The organism is Synechococcus sp. CBW1006, assembly GCF_015840525.1.
In the GTDB taxonomy this organism is placed as follows: domain Bacteria; phylum Cyanobacteriota; class Cyanobacteriia; order PCC-6307; family Cyanobiaceae; genus CBW1002.
In genome coordinates, this window is record NZ_CP060396.1 from 1218471 (window position 1) to 1233989 (window position 15519).

Here is a 15519-nt window from a genome sequence, read left to right on the forward strand (position 1 = left end):
CCCTTGATCCGTCCGATACGGATCTCCTGCCATGACCGCCACCCCCCTCTCCGCGGCAGCCCATCCCTCCCCTCTGCCCCTGCAGCAGGAGCGTGAACGATCAGCGCCGAGGCCGGCGCCGATGTTCGAAATGATTCCCTACGAGCGCTTCCGCGATACGCCGGCGGTGCGCTTTTACGACATCACCGTGCCCACCTCCAATGCCCGCGATCTGGTGGTTCACAGCGGCCCGGCGATCAGCCCACCGGATGATCCTGAGACCGGCGCCTGGCAGTTCTATCTGCATCCCCACCAGGAGGACAACCTGCTCGCCCTGCACGGCGGCCGCACCTTCTATCTGGTCAACCTGGGCTGGAACTATCCGTTCCACATCGTGCGCTTGCAGACCGGAGGCGACATTCTCCGCATTCCCCCCGGTACCTTCCACCGTTCCGTCTCGGACCCCAATGGCTCAGTGGTGATCAACCAGGCCGTTCGCGACGAGGGGGCCAGCGTGGTCCGGGAGTTCCGTGTCTACAACAGCCATGACATCCCCCGGCTGTTCGCCACCACCTCCCGCACCGCTCCCCTGCCGAAGCTCCACGGCGTCCGCTGGTAAGGGGCCTTGGTGCGTGCAGGCCTGCTCGGCACCGTCGTTCAACCGGCGGTGCCCTGCAACTTGCTGGCGAACTGCTCCGGGGGCAGGGGCCGATCGAACAGGTACCCCTGGAACAGATCGCAGCCCAGCTCCTGAAGCAGGTTCCACTGCTGCTCGGTTTCCACGCCTTCGGCCAGGGTGCGCAGGCCCAGTTCGCGCGCCATGCTGATGGTGGCGCGCAAGATCACGCGATCGGTGATCGTCTGCTCAAGGCGGTCCACGAAGCAGCGATCGATCTTGAGTTTGCTCAGATGCAGCGAATGCAGCGTGGCCAGAGAGGAGTAGCCGGTACCGAAATCATCGATGGCCAGCTTGAAGCCCATTGCTGTCAAAGCGTTCAGCTGTTCCGCCGCTTCCTTGGGATAGGCCATCAGGGCCGTTTCGGTGATTTCCAGTTCCACCTGCCTGGCTGCCAGGCCATGCCGCTGCATGGCTGAGCGCACGGTGTCCGGCAGGGAGGGAAGGCGGGGTTCGAGTTGCACGGCTGAGACGTTCACGGCGATCGGCGGCACGATCAGTCCCTGGTTCTGCCAGCTGAGGATCTGGGCGAAGGCTGCTTCGATCACCCAGGCCCCGATCGCATGGATCTGGCCGGTCTGCTCCGCGAGTGGAATGAATGTGTCGGGAGGAATGGTCACCCCCTGGTGATTGGTCCAGCGCACCAGGGCTTCGGCGCCCACGATCACCCCCTCCCCATCCACCTGGGGTTGGTAGAGCAGGCGCAGCTGCCCCCGTTCCACGGCATGCTCCAGCTGGGTTTCCATCTCCAGCCTGGCCCGCAGTCGCTGGCTCACAGTTGTGGAATAGGCCTGCATCTGGTTGCGGCCACGGCGCTTGGCTTCGATCAGGGCTGAATTGGCGCACTGAAGCAACGTGTGGGCATCACTCCCATGCTCCGGGCAGCTGCTCACGCCGACGCAGGCGGTGGGCTGCACCGGCAGGGTCTGGCCCACGAGCCTGCCTGACGCAAGCTTGCTCTGCAGTGCGTGCCCCAGTTCGACCGCCGCCCCCAGCGAGGTGATGCCGCGATGGCGGATCACCAGGAATTCGTCGCTGCCCAGCCTGGCCACCCAATCGTCCGGCTGCAGCAAATCGCGTAGCGTCAGAGCGGTGGAGCAGAGCACCCGGTTGCCGACCTCGGGCCCGAAGGTCTCGTTGACCGAATCGAACTGATCGAGATCCAGATTGATCAGGGCGATGGATTCGTTGTAAGTCTTGCTTTGCAGAAGCCCTTCCAGATGGCGCAGCGTCGCGGCTTTGTTGGGCAGATCGGTGAGTGAATCACGGTAGGCGGCATCCTCGAGCTGGCGCTCGAGTTCGTGCATGGTGGTCACGTCCTGTACGGTGCCGATCGTGGTCAGCGGCCATCCCCGGTTGTCGTAGGTGGTTTTGCCCCGCTCGAGCACGTGTTTCTCGCGTCCATCCGGGAAGAGCAGGCGATGCTGGATGCGATAGGCATTGCCGCTCAGGAGGGCCTTCTGATAGGCGGCGTCCACGGCCCTGCGATCGTCAGGATGGACCAGCGTCAGGAAGTTTTTGTAGGTGTTGGGCGGGGCGTTGGGATCGACTTCGAAGATCCGGAAGGTCTCATCTGACCAGCTCAGATGACCGCTGGCATGAATCAGCTCCCAGCTGCCGATGTGGCTGATCTCTTCGGCTTCGTTCAGCTGCCGGTTCATCTGGGCGAGCTTCCAGCTGATCTCCCCCTGCTCGGTCTGATCCAGAAAGGCCTGCAGGATGATCGGTTGCTGATCCACCTGCACCCGCAGAAACCGTACGGTCACGTTGCGGATCAGCCCTGTTTTGCTGCGGTGAAGGGAGGCAAAGCTGCCATGCCCTTCCTGCAGCATCCGGGCCGCCAGTTTGGCGAGCCAGACGCAGCCCTCGTTGTGGTTGGCCTGGATCTCGGCGGGGTCGAGGGCGAGAAATTCCTCCCGGCTGTACTGAAGCCGTTCGTGGGCGGAACGGTTGCAGTCGAGGAAGCGGAGCGCTATGGGATCGAACAGCACGTAGTCGTCGCCACTGACCTCCGGGGCGTAGCGGAACACATCAGCGAGGCTGAGGGCGCGGGGGATGAATGGATCCGCCGGCTCGTCGGTAGGGTTCTCGGTCGCTGGGCCGCTGGCCCTGAGGACCAGAGGGACCTTGGTTCGCAGGGGATCGTGCGGATTCGACGACGCTTGAGGCCCGACCATGGTCACCCCGAGCCAGCCTCCCCGGTGCCGAATCCATCCACTGTAGTCAGGCCAAGGCTTTCAGCTACGGCGAGTTTGACGAGGGACACAGCTTGGTACGTCCTGGAGCATTTCTTCGCAAGGTTGCCAGCGATCCAGGTCGAGCCGGCGGTCTGCGCCGGGCTCAAGCGGTCTGCGCGGAGGGGGTGAGGGGCTCGAGCAGCCGTTGTGCAAAGGCCTCTGCCGTCAGGGGGCGATCGAAGAAATACCCCTGGAAGCTGGTGCAGCCCAGCTGCTTGAGCAGCTGCCACTGCTGAGCCGTCTCCACGCCTTCGGCCAGGGTCTCCAGCCCCAGCTCCCGCGCCATCGACAGCGTGGCGCGCACGATCACCTGATCGGTGAGGTCGGTCTCGAGGGCGTTGATGAAACAGCGATCGATCTTGAGCTTGTTGAGCGCAAGGGCGTGCAGGGTCTCCAGGGAGGAGAAGCCGGTGCCGAAGTCGTCGATGGCCAGGCGAAATCCCTGATGGGCCAGTTGCTGCAGCTGCTGGCGCGCTTGCTGGGGATTGCTGATCAGGGCGGTTTCCGTGATCTCCAGCTCGATCCGCTGCGGGGGAATGGCATGCCGTGCCAGGGCCGCTGCCAGGGCCGCCTCCAGGGGTGGGTCCTGCGGCTCCAGTTGCACGCCGGACACATTCACGGCCAGCAGCGGCAGCCTCAGGCCCTGCAGGTCCCACTGCCGCAGCTGCCGGCAGGCTTCCTCCACCACCCAGGCGCCGATTGCGTGGATCTGGCCCGAGCGCTCCGCCAGGGGGATGAACTGATCCGGGGGTACGCAGGTCGCGGGCGTCTTGAACCAGCGCACCAGGGCTTCGGCGCCGATCAGCCGCCCCTCCCCATCCACCTGGGGCTGATACACCAGCCGCAGCTGCTGGCGCTCCACGGCATGGCTGAGCTGCATCTCCAGATCCAGTTGTTCGCGGATGCGGGTGCTGAGGCTGGCCGAATAGGGGTGCAGCTGGTTCCTGCCCCTGCGCTTGGCCTCCATCAGGGCGGTGTTGGCGGCCTGCAGCAGCAGATGGGGGTCGATGCCGTGTTCGGGGCAGGTGCTCACGCCGAAGCAGGCGCTGGGTTGCACCGGCAGCAGCGGGGCCAGCTGGGCCGTCTGGATCAACGACTGCTGCAGTTCCTTGGCCAGGGCCACCGCATCTCCCAGGGAGTTGGTTCCGTTGCCGCGGATCACCAGGAATTCATCGCTGCCCAGTCGAGCGATCCAGTCGTCGGGCTCCAGCCGGTTGCGCAGCCACATCGCCATGGCGGAGAGCAGGTGGTTGCCGGCCTCCGGTCCAAAGCTGTCGTTGATCGACTGGAAGCTGTCGAGATCGAGGTTGATCAGGCCGATGCACTGGTTGTAGGGCCGCCCCTTCAGCAGCTGCTCGAGATGGCGCAGGCTGGCGGCCTTGTTCGGCAGTCCGGTGAGCGGATCGGTATAGGCGGCCTGCTCGAGCTGGTCCTGCAGGGCGTTGATCTCAGTGATGTCCTGCAGCGTGCCGACCGTGTGCAGCGGCTCGCCGTTCGCGGCGTAGTCGGTCTCGCCCTGCTGCCGCAGGGTCCTGCGAGGGCCATGGGGCAGCTGCAGGTGGTAATCCACCTGGAACGGATCGCCGATCTGGATGGCTCGTTCATAGGCGTGCAGCAGCCTGGTCTGATCGTCGGGGTCGAGCCGGGCCAGCAGGCTGGCGAAGCGCAAGGGTTCATCGCCGCTGTCCTCCAGTCCCCAGATCCGGCGGGCCTCCCTGGAGCAGACCAGCGCATCGGTGGCGTGCACATGCTCCCAGCTGCCGATGTGGGATTGCCGTTCGGCTTCGTTCAGCAGATCGTTCAGGTGCTGCAGCTGCACGGCCGGCGGAGACCCCAGCGGCGGCTGGGGCTGATGCAGCACAAGCAGCAGCACGTCCAGAGAGCCGCTGTCGCTCTCCAGGCCCTGCAGCCGATAGGTCAGCTCCACAGGCAGACCTGGATCCGCTGCCGTCCACAGGGCCACGGCGCGGCCCATGGGTTGCTGCCGCAGCTGGCTCAGCGGCGGCAGCTGAGCCAGCAGAGCGGACAGCACCGCAGGATCCGCCGGGGCGGCGGGATTGGAGCTGGCGGCGCCTGGTCCACCCGAACCGCTGCCAAGCAACCGGCGGGCGGCTGGATTGGCCTCGATCAACGCACCGCTGGTCGCCTCGATCAGCAGGATGGCGTCGTGAACCAGCTCCAGGCTGGCCGCAGCCAGGTCATTGAGGCTGGCCAGGATGCGTCCTTCCTCTGAATCACCGCCCTTGGTTTTCGGCGTTGATGAGGGCATCGACACGTCTTGCTGGGCCTGGGTTCTGAGCTGCTGCCTGGCCTGGATGGTTTGAATCTAATGGTTGGAGTGGAACGCTTTATTGAGCGTTCCGGCCCGCCCCGGCTGGGGTGAACACAGTGAAGCTGGGTTCCCTGTCCCCTGCTCCAGTTCCGGCAACGAATCTGCCGGACAGGTTGTTCTTCTTCCGGTTCGGTCCGTCAGCTGCATGGCCACCCTGTTTCCTCAGCCTTACACCAGCCTGGACATCCGCCAGCCCCTGGACAGGCGTCTGGCTGAGTTGCACGGGCAGATTCGCAGGCAGGTGCCGGCTGTGGAGCGGCTGGCCTTCGCGCTCTATGAGCCCCGCAATGATCTGCTCAGCACCTATGCGAGCCACAGCTGCATCACCCCCAACCTCACCTTCTACGACCATCAGCTCGCCACCATCCCCAGCCTGTCTCAGCTGGCCGCGTCACGCCAGTGTCGGGTGATCGACGACATGCTGGCGGAGCTGCCCCCGATCTCGCTCCACACCCGCTGGCTGCTCCAGCAGGGCTGGCGCAGCTCCTACACCGTGCCGCTCCATTGCGGCGGTGAGCTGCTCGGTTTTCTCTTTCTCAATGCGATTGAGCCGGGTCTGTTCACGGCCGATCTGTTGCAACGGCTCCAACCCTGGGTGGAACTCAGCGCCAGCCTGATCCTGCAGGAGATGGGCTTGGTCCATGCGCTGCGGCAGGCGGTGCAGCTGGCCCTGCACCTGGCGGATCTTCCCGAGGGCGGCAGTGCCGATCATGTGGAGCGTGTGGCGCTCTACAGCCGTCTGATCGCCATGGAACTGGGGCACCGTCGACCACTTCCCCCAGACTTTGCCGCCGATCTCTATGGCTTCGCCTCCCTTGCCGATGTGGGCCGGCAGCTCACCACCGTCGCCCTGGCCAGCAAGCCCGGCCGCCTCAGCGTGGAGGAGCGCCGTGCCATGGACGCTGAGGTGCTGCGTGGCGTGGAGCTGGTCGACGCCCTGATCGCGGGGCTGCGCCTGGTGGCCAGCCCCAAGGCGCAGATGCTGCATCGCATGCTGGCGGGCCGCCACGAGCTGCTGGATGGCAGCGGCTATCCCTTCGGCCTGGAGAACGGGGCCATTGCCCTGGAGGCCCGCATCGTGGCGGTGGCGGACATCTACGACGCCCTTCCCGCGGAGGCGGCCGAGGCGACCTTGCTTCAGATGGCGACTGACGGCAAGCTCGACCGCGCCTGTGTCGATGCCCTGCTTGGGGCCAGGCAACAGCGCCATGCCATCGCGGCTGCCTATCGGGATCCCTAATCGGCGAACTGCCACTACGGTTGGGCCTCCTTCAACCGCCTGCGGACTTCCGCCAGCGGTCTTCTGGCGTCTGCCGCAGCGCCTTGCCTCCCCGCCATGTCCCTGCAGCTCTCTCAGCAGACCTGTGCCAACTGCCGTTTTGCGCGGCGCTCGGCGGCGTTCGATGCCGATGGCCTGCTCTCCTGCCGCTATCTGCCACCCCAGCCGAGCAGGGACCACAACTGGCGGATCGTGCCCGAGAACTTCTGGTGCGGATGCTGGGACTGGGGGCCGCCCGATCCCTTGGTGGGACCGGTGCCGCCCGTTCCGCCCGAGTCATGACCCGCTTGCCGTTGTGCCGAGGCGGACGACTCCAGGTTCAGGCCAGCCGTAGGTCCACCGTGCAGAGGCCTTCAGCGGGCAGGGTCCAGGGAGGGGCATCGCCTTCGCCGACCCAGCCACTCCGGATGATCGGTTGGAATGTGGTGCCGTCGTCGTCGAGGCAGAAGCGGGCCACCGTGTTCAGGTTGCCCTCAGGGTTGGGGCTGTGCTGCTCGATGCTCAGCTCCAGCGGCATGTGGGGCTCGATGGCCGGATGCATGCAGGGGTAGAGCCTGTGGTGGCGGTAGCGCACCGCCAGCGGTGGTTCCTCACCCCCCGCTGCCAGCGGCGCCAGCGGCAGCAGGCGGCCATTGAGACGGAGGTGGTGGTGATCGCGGAAGCTGCCGCTCGCTCGGATCTCCAGGCGGCGCAGCGAGGCATCCACGAAGCGGCTGGTGAAGCCCCCCTCCACCGGGGTGTCGCAGATCAGGGGCCAGGGTTCCAGGGCGGGGCGGATCTCCAGCCAGGCGGCGCCGTCCTGCCAGTCGAGCAGGGGCGGGAAGCGCCAGTCCCATAGCTGCTGGAAGGGGGTGGGATCGAGCCCAAGGCCATCCTCCGCCAGGGCCGCCAGCACAGTGTCGAGATCGGCCCACAGCTGGCTGGGCAGCAGCATGCGGTCGTGCAGTTCAGTGCCCCAGGGGCGCAGCTGCTCCGGCCGGTGGCGAGGATCGAGCAGGTGGGCCGCCAGGGAGCTCCAGAGCAGGGCGATGGCGCTGCTCCACTCCACCCGCGGCAGGGATTCCAGGGCCCTGAATTCGATCAGCCCCAGGCAGCCCGCCGGCGCCCCCGGATTCCAGAACTTGTCGAAGCTGATCTCGCTGCGGTGGTTGTTGCCGCTGCGATCGGCATGGAGGTGGCGCAGGGTTTCGCCGATCAGGCTGCGGCGATCGGCGCCGGCGTCGGGCGGACCATCGGGGTTGCCCGCATCCGCCTGCTCGATGCAGCTGTAGGCCAGTTCCAGGTCAAACAGGGAGCCGATCGCTTCATCCGGCCGTGGTGCCTGGGAGGCCGGCCCCACGCAGGCGCCGCTGAACAGGTAGCCCAGGCTGGGATGGTGCTGCCAAAAACGCAGGATGCCGCTCAACCAGGCCGGTCGACCGAAGAAGGGATTCTGCTCCAGGCTGGCGCCTCCCCAGAGCAGATGGTTGCCGCCGCCGGTGCTCTCCTGGCGTCCGCCCCCGGCGCTCTTCCAGCTGCGCAGGCCCACCGTGGTGCAGGCCATTTCCAGCCGCCGCAACCAGCCGTCGTACTCAGCCCAGCTGTGGCACACGGGCAGGTTCACCTCCAGCACGCCCGGATCGGCGGTGAGGCCGAGCACCTGCCAGCGCCCTGGTCCATCGCTCGGCAGCACGCCGCTCAGGGCCGGGGCCGCCAGGGGGGCGCCCGGCACCGCATCCGCCAGGCCATCGGCCACCGCCTGCAGCAGCAGCTCCAGGGGCTCGCTCAGCAGGGGGGGAAGAAACAGATCCCAGCTGCCGGCAGCCACCGCCCCATCAGACTCGATCACCTCCAGGGTGAGCACCTGGCGGGGGGCGTGGTCGGGGAAGTGCTCAAGCGGCAGGCGCAGGCCGGCTGGTCCGGGCGCACCGCTGAGCTGGCGGTGCGCCTTCGCCAGGGGCCAGGGCACCGCCAGCCAGGCGGGGTGTTCGGGATCGCGGCCCTCCGGTGGGGTTGCATCGTCGATGGTGAGTGGCACGGCCCACACCCGCCGGTGAGGATCCAGCGGGTCGCTGAGTTCGACCGGATGCAGCTCCACCCCCAGCCGCGCCCCCAGGTCCGCCAGCCAGGCGGTCGCCTCGGCGGCAGTGAGAGGCTTGCCCAGATCACCGGGCTGACAGGGTTCGGGCCAGCGCACCGGCGGTGGACTGCCCTCAAGGCCGGTGATCAGCCGTAGCGCCCAGCGGGGATTCACCTCTCCCTCGTAGCGCTTGCCGGGGCAATACAGCAGGGTGCTGCCCGGCCACACCTGCTGCTGCAGCTCCCGCGCCAGGCGCTGGGCGATCGGCAGCTTGGTGGGGCCATCGGCGCAGACGCTCCATTCGGCACCCTCCGGCTCGAACGGCACGTAGGTGGGCTCGCCGCCGAGGGTGAGGTGGATGCCGGCGGCCCTCAGCCGGGCCTCGGCCGCGGCGGCTGCCGACGCTCGTTCCGGCTGGTTGTCAGCGGTGGGGGCGTGAACCGAGGAGTGGTGGTGGACCGGAGGCTGGGACAACGGTGGCGCTGAAGAAGGACGGAACCCAGGGGGGTAGGGCGGACAGCGACCGACCGTTGCCGGACGGCCTCAGGAATGGCGCCCGTCGCCGGAACCCCCCACCACATTGCAGGCTCGCACCGGTGCCGGCTCCACCTGCCAGATCCGCTCGGCGTATTCGCGGATGGAGCGGTCGCTGCTGAAGAATCCGCAGCGGGCCGTGTTCAGAACCGACATGGTGCCCCAGCGGCTCGGATCACTCCAGGCCGCGTCGACGGCATTGTGGGCACGGCGGTAATCGCCGATGTCCGCCATCACCCGGAAGGGGTCGCTGCTGCAGAGATTAGCCAGCAGGGGATGGAACAGGTCGCGGTCTCCCTCGCTGAAATGGCCCGAACCGATCAGGTCGATCGCTTCGCGGGTCACGGGGTCGTTCTCGAGCCACGGCATCGGGTGGTAGCCGTTCCGGTTGATCACGGCCAGTTCCTCGGCCGTGTGGCCGAACAGGAAGAAGTTGTCTTCGCCCACCCGCTCGCGGATCTCGATGTTGGCGCCATCGAGGGTGCCGATGGTGAGAGCGCCATTGAGAGCCATCTTCATGTTGCCGGTGCCCGAGGCCTCCTTGCCGGCGGTGGAGATCTGTTCGGAGAGATCCACCGCCGGGTAGATGCGCTGCGCCAGCTTGACGTTGAAGTTGGGTAGGAACACCACCCGCAGGCGCCCATCCATGGCCGGATCGATGTTGACGATCTCGGCGATGCCCACGATCAGGCGGATGATCAGCTTGGCCATGGCGTAGCCCGGCGCCGCCTTGCCCCCGAAGATGAAGGTGCGGGGCGGCAGCTGCTCGCCATTGCGGATGCGCAGATAGCGCTCCACGATCTGCAGGGCGGCCAGGTGCTGGCGCTTGTATTCGTGGATGCGCTTCACCTGCACGTCGAACAGGGAGGTGGTGTCCACCAGCACCCCGGCCTCCTGACGGATCGCCTGGGCCAGGCGCTGCTTCGCCTGCTCACGCACCCCCTGCCAGCGCTCCAGGAAGGCGGCGTCGCTGGCCAGGGGCTCGAGCCGCTCCAGCTGATCGAGATCCCGTCGCCAGCCCGAGCCGATCGCCTCATCGAGCAGGGCCGCCAGCGGCCGGTTCGACACCGCCAGCCAGCGCCGCGGTGTGACGCCATTGGTGATGTTGCAGAACCTCTCCGGCCAGAGGGCGGCGAAGTCGTGGAAGAGCTGCTCCTTCACCAGCTTGCTGTGCAGCTCCGCCACCCCATTGACGTGCTGGCTGCCCACCACGGCCAGGTGGGCCATGCGCACCCGGCGATGCTCGCCCTCCTCGATCAGGGAGAGCCGCTCCAGCAGATGGGGCTGGCCGGGATGGCGCAGCCGCACCATGCGCAGGAAGCGGGAGTTGATCTCATAGATGATCTCCAGCTGCCTTGGCAGCAACTGCTCGAACAGCTCCACTCCCCAGGTTTCCAGGGCCTCCGGCAACAGCGTGTGGTTCGTGTAACTGATCGAGGCGGTGGTGATCGTCCAGGCGGTGTCCCAGTCGACGCCGTGCTCATCGATCAACAGGCGCATCAGCTCCGCCACCGCGATCGCCGGATGGGTGTCGTTGAGCTGAACGGCGAACTTCTTGTGGAAATCGGTCACCGCCAGGCCCTGCCCCTGCAGGATGCGGAACATGTCCTGCAGGGAGCAGCTCACGAAGAAGATCTGCTGGCTGAGCCGCAGGCGCTTGCCCTGCTCCATCTCGTCGTTGGGATAGAGCACCTTCGAGAGGGTCTCCGACTGGGTCTTGCGCAGCACCGCCTTGGGGTAATCGCCGGCGTTGAAGGAGGCGAAGTCGAAGTCGTCGGGCGCCTGGGCCGACCACAGCCGCAGGGTGTTGGCGGTGTGCACGCCGTAGCCCAGGATCGGCGTGTCGTAGGCCACGCCCAGCACGATCTGACCGCCGATCTCCACCGGGTAGCTCCACTCCGGCCGGATCACCTCCCAGGGGTTGCCGCGGCTCAGCCAGGGGTCGGTGCTCTCCACCTGGCCCGTGGGGCCGATTCCCTGGCGGAAGATGCCGAACTCGTAGCGGATGCCGTAGCCGATCGCCGGCAGCTCCAGGCTGGCCATCGACTCCTGGAAGCAGGCCGCCAGCCTTCCGAGGCCGCCGTTGCCCAGGCCCGGTTCCGGCTCCTCGGCGATCAGGTCCTCAAGATCCAGGCCCAGTTCCTCACAGGCGGCCTCGGCGTCATCCCGAATCCCCAGGTTGACCAGGTTGTTCTCCAAGTGGGGGCCCAGCAGATACTCGGCCGAGAGGTAGATGGCCGTGCGCACCCCCTGCTCGGTGTAGGACTCGGCCGTGTCCACCCAGCTCTGCAGCAGCCGGTCGCGCACCGCCAGGGCCAGGCTGCGGTAGTGGTCGTGGCTGGTGGCCAGCGACGGGGCCTTCGCCTGGCTGTAGAAGAGATGCCGGCGCATCGCCTCGGCAAGGCCATGGCTGGACGCCGTGCCCGAGGACTGGGGGGAAAGAACCATGGAAAGGGCGCGGCACAGTGCCGCATCTGGATCAAAGGGTGGTCCCTTCATGCTCCCCGCTGGGGTGGCGATGCTGCACCAATCGCTACCGATGATGGGGGTTTCGGCATCTCTTCGGCTTCGTCAGACGGCCGCCAGCGCTTCTGTCATGGCCAGTTCTTCGGCTTCGATGCTCCACTCCAGCTCACTGGTCACCTTGGGGGGGCCGGAGAAGCTGCCGGTCACGGCGGCGGTCAGTTCCGGCTTCGAGGAGGTGGCCACCGGGATGTAGCGATCGTCGATGGCGCCCATGCCGCTGGGATCAAAGGCCCGCCAGCCGGCCCCCGGCAGGTACACCTCCGCCCAGGCATGCAGGTCATAGCGTTTCGGCCTCGGCTCCACCAGGTGATAGCCGCTCACGAAGCGGGCCGGCAGGCCCACGCAGCGGCAGGTCTCGATCATCAGCATCGCCAGGTCGCGGCACGATCCCACCCGCTCCTTGAGCGTGCGGCCGGCCGGCCAGGCCGGGCCGATGTGGCGCTGGGTGTATTTCACCCGGTCCTGGATGATCTCCACCAGCTGCGTCAGAAACATCAGCGCCCGCTGGTCGGAGCCCATCAGCGCCTCCTGGGCCAGGTCCACCGCCGCCGGATCGTGCTGGCCATTCGGTAGCCAACCCTGGAGACTTCCCAGCAGATCGCAATTGAGATGGCCCATCGGATAGGGGAGCAGCGGCTCGTTCTCCTCAAGGCAAACGGCCAGGGCTGCCGGCACCAGGGTGTCCACCACACTGGTGGCCTTCACCTCAAACACCTCCGTGGCATCGAGAAAGCGGGCCCGCAGGATCTCATCGCCGCTGGCGGCGATCAGGGGGTAGAGGCGGCTGGGATCGGGGGTGATGCTCAGCTCGAAGGAGCGGAGGTGCTGAAAGCCGTGGCCGCGGGGCCTGAGACAGAAACGATGGGGACCGAGCAGCACCGGTGCGCTGTAGCGGTACGTGAGGGTGTGGGTGACGCGGGCGCGCATGCCGGTGGAGTGGAGCCGCTGGATGGGGAGATCAGGCGTCGGAGCTGTCGCTGCTGTCCGAGCTGGTGGGGATGGCCACCTCGAAGTAACGGGCCTCGATCAGATCGTGGATGGCGTTGAGATCGCTCTGAAAGGCATCGATCGCCTCGTGAAGACCAGTGGCGATCAGATCGTCGATGCGGGTGTAACTCCAGCGGGCCAGGGTGAGGCCGCTGAGGCATTCGAGTGCATCGGGAGCGCCGGGTACGGAGCGGCCCTGCACGATTCTCAGGGTGTCGTGAATGCGCTCCAGGCAGTAACGCACCGAACGGGGAAACACCGGATCCAGCAACAGAAAGGCGGCCACGGCCTTGGGTTCGATCGCCCGCTGGCTCGACTGACGAAACATCTGATAGGCCCCGGCCGAACGCAGCAGGGAGATCCACTGCAGTTCGTCGAGCACACCACCCACTTCCGCCGGGCTTGGCAACAGCAGGAAGTACTTCACATCAAGGATGCGGGTGGTCTTATCGGCCCGCTCGATCAGGCGACCCAGTCGGCTGAACTGCCAGGAGAGGTCGCGGCTGAGGGTGGCATCGGTGATGCCATAGAACAACTGGCAGCCCCGCCGGATCTCATGGAGCTGCTCCTGGGGAGGCTTGCGCCAGAACGCCTCATTCTCCTGCAGGGTCCAGTAGAGATCGTTGATGTGCTCCCACATCTCCGTGGTGATCACCTCGCGGATCTGGCGAGCGTTCTCACGGGCGATGGCGAGGCAATTGACGATGCTGTTGGGGTTCTCGACCTCATGCACCAGAAACTGCACCACGTCGGTGGGCGAACCCGCTGGGCAGAGCTTGTCGAACAGCTCGCGATCCCCACTGGCGTCGATCAGGGGCAGCCAGGGTTCAGCGCTGCCGGGCGGGCAGTCGAGCGCCATGGCTTCACTCACCTCCACGAAACGGGAGATGTTTTCGGCCCGCTCCACATAGCGGTTGATCCAGTAGAGCGATTCAGCGACGCGGCTCAGCATGCGCCCACCTCCTCGGCCTGGCGTTCGTCCACGATCCAGGTGTCCTTGCAGCCGCCCCCCTGGGAGGAGTTCACCACCAGGGAACCCCGCCGCAGGGCCACGCGGGTCAGCCCTCCCGGGCTGACCCAGGCCCCCTTGCCGCGCAGCACGTAGGGCCGCAGGTCGACATGGCAGGGGAAGAGTTCACCATCGCTGAGGGAGGGAACGGTGGAGAGGTCCAGGGTGGGCTGGGCAATGTAATTGCGGGGATTGGCCTTGATCTTGTCGGCGAACTCGCTGATTTCAGCGGCGCTGGCGTGGGGGCCGATCAGCATGCCGTAACCACCGGCCTCGGCCACGGCCTTGACCACCAGTTCGCCGAGATGTTCCAGCACGTAGGCCTGATCCTCGTCGCGGGAGCAGAGATAGGTGGGCACGTTCTCGATGATCGGCTCCTCGTGGAGGTAGTAGCGGATCATCTCCGGCACATAGGCATAGATCAGCTTGTCGTCGGCCACGCCGGTGCCGGGGGCGTTGGCGATCGCGACGCGGCCGGCGCGGTACGCGGCCATCAGGCCGCGTACCCCCAGCATGGAGTCGCTGCGGAACACCGCCGGATCGAGGAAGTCGTCGTCAATGCGGCGATAGATCACATCCACCGCCTCGAGGCCGCTGGTGCTGCGCATCCAGACCCGATCGTCCTGGCAGATCAGATCGCGCCCCTCGACCAGCTGAATGCCCATCTGCTGGGCGAGATAGCTGTGCTCGAAATAGGCACTGTTGAACACACCCGGTGTCAGCAGCACCACCTTCGGCGTTTCGGTCCAGGGAGCGAGTTCCCGCAGGGTCTGCAGCAGGTGAGAGGGGTAATCGTCGATCGGCTGGACGGTGCGGCCCTGGAAGAGGCTGGGGAACATGCGTTTCATCACGCGCCGGTTCTCCAGGAAGTAGGCCACCCCGGAGGGGCAGCGGAGGTTGTCCTCCAGCACGCGCCAGGTGCCTTTGCCATCGCGCACCAGATCCAGGCCGGAAATGTGGCACCAGCGGCCCAGCGGCAGCTGGAATCCCTGCATCTGGGGGCGCCAGCCCTGGGAGCTCTCGACGTCGGAGCGGGGGATGACGCCGTCGTTGAGGATGTTCTGATCGCCGTAGACATCGGCCAGGAAGTGGTCGATCGCTTCGAGGCGCTGGATCAGTCCGAGTTCCAGCCGCTGCCATTCCCCGACAGCGATCAGCCGTGGCAGCGGATCGAAGGGCAGGATCCGCTCGACGCCACGGTTGCCGGAATCATTGAGGCGGAAGGTCGCCCCGAGACGTTTGAGCAGCATGCCGGCGGCGGCATGGTTGCGGTTGAGTTCCTCCAGCCCCAGATTGCCGAGCGAGGAGAGCAGGGGCCGCAGGGCCGCCCGGGGTTCATCGGTGGAACTGAAGTACTCGTCGTAGCCGCGGTTGGGTTTGTACGCGGTAAACATGTCCCGGCTCCGGCTGACCTTGGCGGATCATGCTGAGCGTCGGGGGCACCTCTGGGTATGAATAGCTACGGAATGGCTGCTTGGCGTCAGGAGCTTCAAGTCCTCTTCCGCTGCTTTCCTGGCCAGGGGTCCGTGCCGAACAGCGCAGATGCCTCAATCAGCCTAATCGCGCCGGAGGTCGGCTCCGTTCTGTGGGTGCCGGTCTTGGCTGAGCAGCTCTGTGTGTCGGCAGGCGTGCACGACGGCGACGGGGCTCGGATGTCATCTCTGGCGGGTTGATCGGTGACTGCTGGGACCGTGTCCGAAGACGGTGCTGCGGGGGAAGCCCGTGCTGGTAAGGCCTGAGCTGGCAGGTGGGGATGCTTTGGCCTGAAGCGTTCTGGGGCTGGTTGCACGGAGTCGTGGCGCAGGCAGCCGGATCCGTTGTGACGGTGACAGGTTGTTCCGAGAATCCGCGCCTAGTGTGGTAGTTGAGATTGGGATATGAGAGTTGACTTTCTGCAGGGG

At 66.4% G+C, this 15519-nt stretch carries 10 protein-coding genes; 3 read left to right on the plus strand and 7 right to left on the minus strand.

Annotated elements, in window-relative coordinates; genetic code table 11:
• Nucleotides 1–121 precede the first annotated feature (121 nt).
• Complete coding sequence (locus tag H8F26_RS05845; protein ID WP_197159013.1) at nucleotides 122–598, plus strand: redox protein; 477 nt, start codon at nucleotides 122–124, stop codon at nucleotides 596–598.
• 38 nt (nucleotides 599–636) lie between these two features.
• On the opposite strand, the gene H8F26_RS05850 is transcribed toward H8F26_RS05845, so the two are convergent.
• Entirely contained in the window at nucleotides 637–2832 is a 2196-nt protein-coding gene (locus H8F26_RS05850; protein WP_197158201.1) for a bifunctional diguanylate cyclase/phosphodiesterase, read from the minus strand.
• A 163-nt stretch (nucleotides 2833–2995) separates the two neighbouring features.
• Complete coding sequence (locus H8F26_RS05855) at nucleotides 2996–5161, minus strand: bifunctional diguanylate cyclase/phosphodiesterase (RefSeq protein ID WP_197158203.1); 2166 nt, start codon at nucleotides 5159–5161, stop codon at nucleotides 2996–2998.
• Between the two features lie 208 nt (nucleotides 5162–5369).
• Here H8F26_RS05855 and H8F26_RS05860 point away from each other — a divergent pair, with 208 nt between their 5' ends.
• A complete protein-coding gene (locus H8F26_RS05860; RefSeq protein ID WP_197158204.1) occupies nucleotides 5370–6464 on the plus strand; it encodes an HD-GYP domain-containing protein in 1095 nt (364 codons plus the stop codon).
• Nucleotides 6465–6560: 96 nt separating this feature from the next.
• Nucleotides 6561–6785: a hypothetical protein gene (locus H8F26_RS05865; protein ID WP_197158206.1), complete on the plus strand. Its 225-nt coding sequence runs from the start codon at nucleotides 6561–6563 to the stop codon at nucleotides 6783–6785.
• 37 nt (nucleotides 6786–6822) lie between these two features.
• Here the strand turns inward: H8F26_RS05865 and H8F26_RS05870 are convergent, their stop codons facing one another.
• The 5 genes from H8F26_RS05870 to H8F26_RS05890 form a co-directional block, all read right to left on the minus strand.
• Complete coding sequence (locus H8F26_RS05870; RefSeq protein ID WP_197158208.1) at nucleotides 6823–9036, minus strand: transglutaminase family protein; 2214 nt, start codon at nucleotides 9034–9036, stop codon at nucleotides 6823–6825.
• A 69-nt stretch (nucleotides 9037–9105) separates the two neighbouring features.
• Complete coding sequence (locus H8F26_RS05875; RefSeq protein WP_197158210.1) at nucleotides 9106–11544, minus strand: glycogen/starch/alpha-glucan phosphorylase; 2439 nt, start codon at nucleotides 11542–11544, stop codon at nucleotides 9106–9108.
• A 123-nt stretch (nucleotides 11545–11667) separates the two neighbouring features.
• Nucleotides 11668–12549, minus strand: coding sequence for a transglutaminase family protein (locus H8F26_RS05880; RefSeq protein WP_197158212.1), 882 nt, complete (start codon nucleotides 12547–12549; stop codon nucleotides 11668–11670).
• Nucleotides 12550–12580: 31 nt separating this feature from the next.
• On the minus strand, nucleotides 12581–13561 hold the full coding sequence (locus tag H8F26_RS05885) for an alpha-E domain-containing protein (RefSeq protein ID WP_197158214.1): 981 nt from the start codon (nucleotides 13559–13561) through the stop codon (nucleotides 12581–12583).
• Complete coding sequence (locus H8F26_RS05890; RefSeq protein WP_197158215.1) at nucleotides 13555–15012, minus strand: circularly permuted type 2 ATP-grasp protein; 1458 nt, start codon at nucleotides 15010–15012, stop codon at nucleotides 13555–13557. The genes H8F26_RS05885 and H8F26_RS05890 overlap by 7 nt, the downstream gene beginning before the upstream one ends.
• Between the last annotated feature and the right edge of the window lie 507 nt (nucleotides 15013–15519).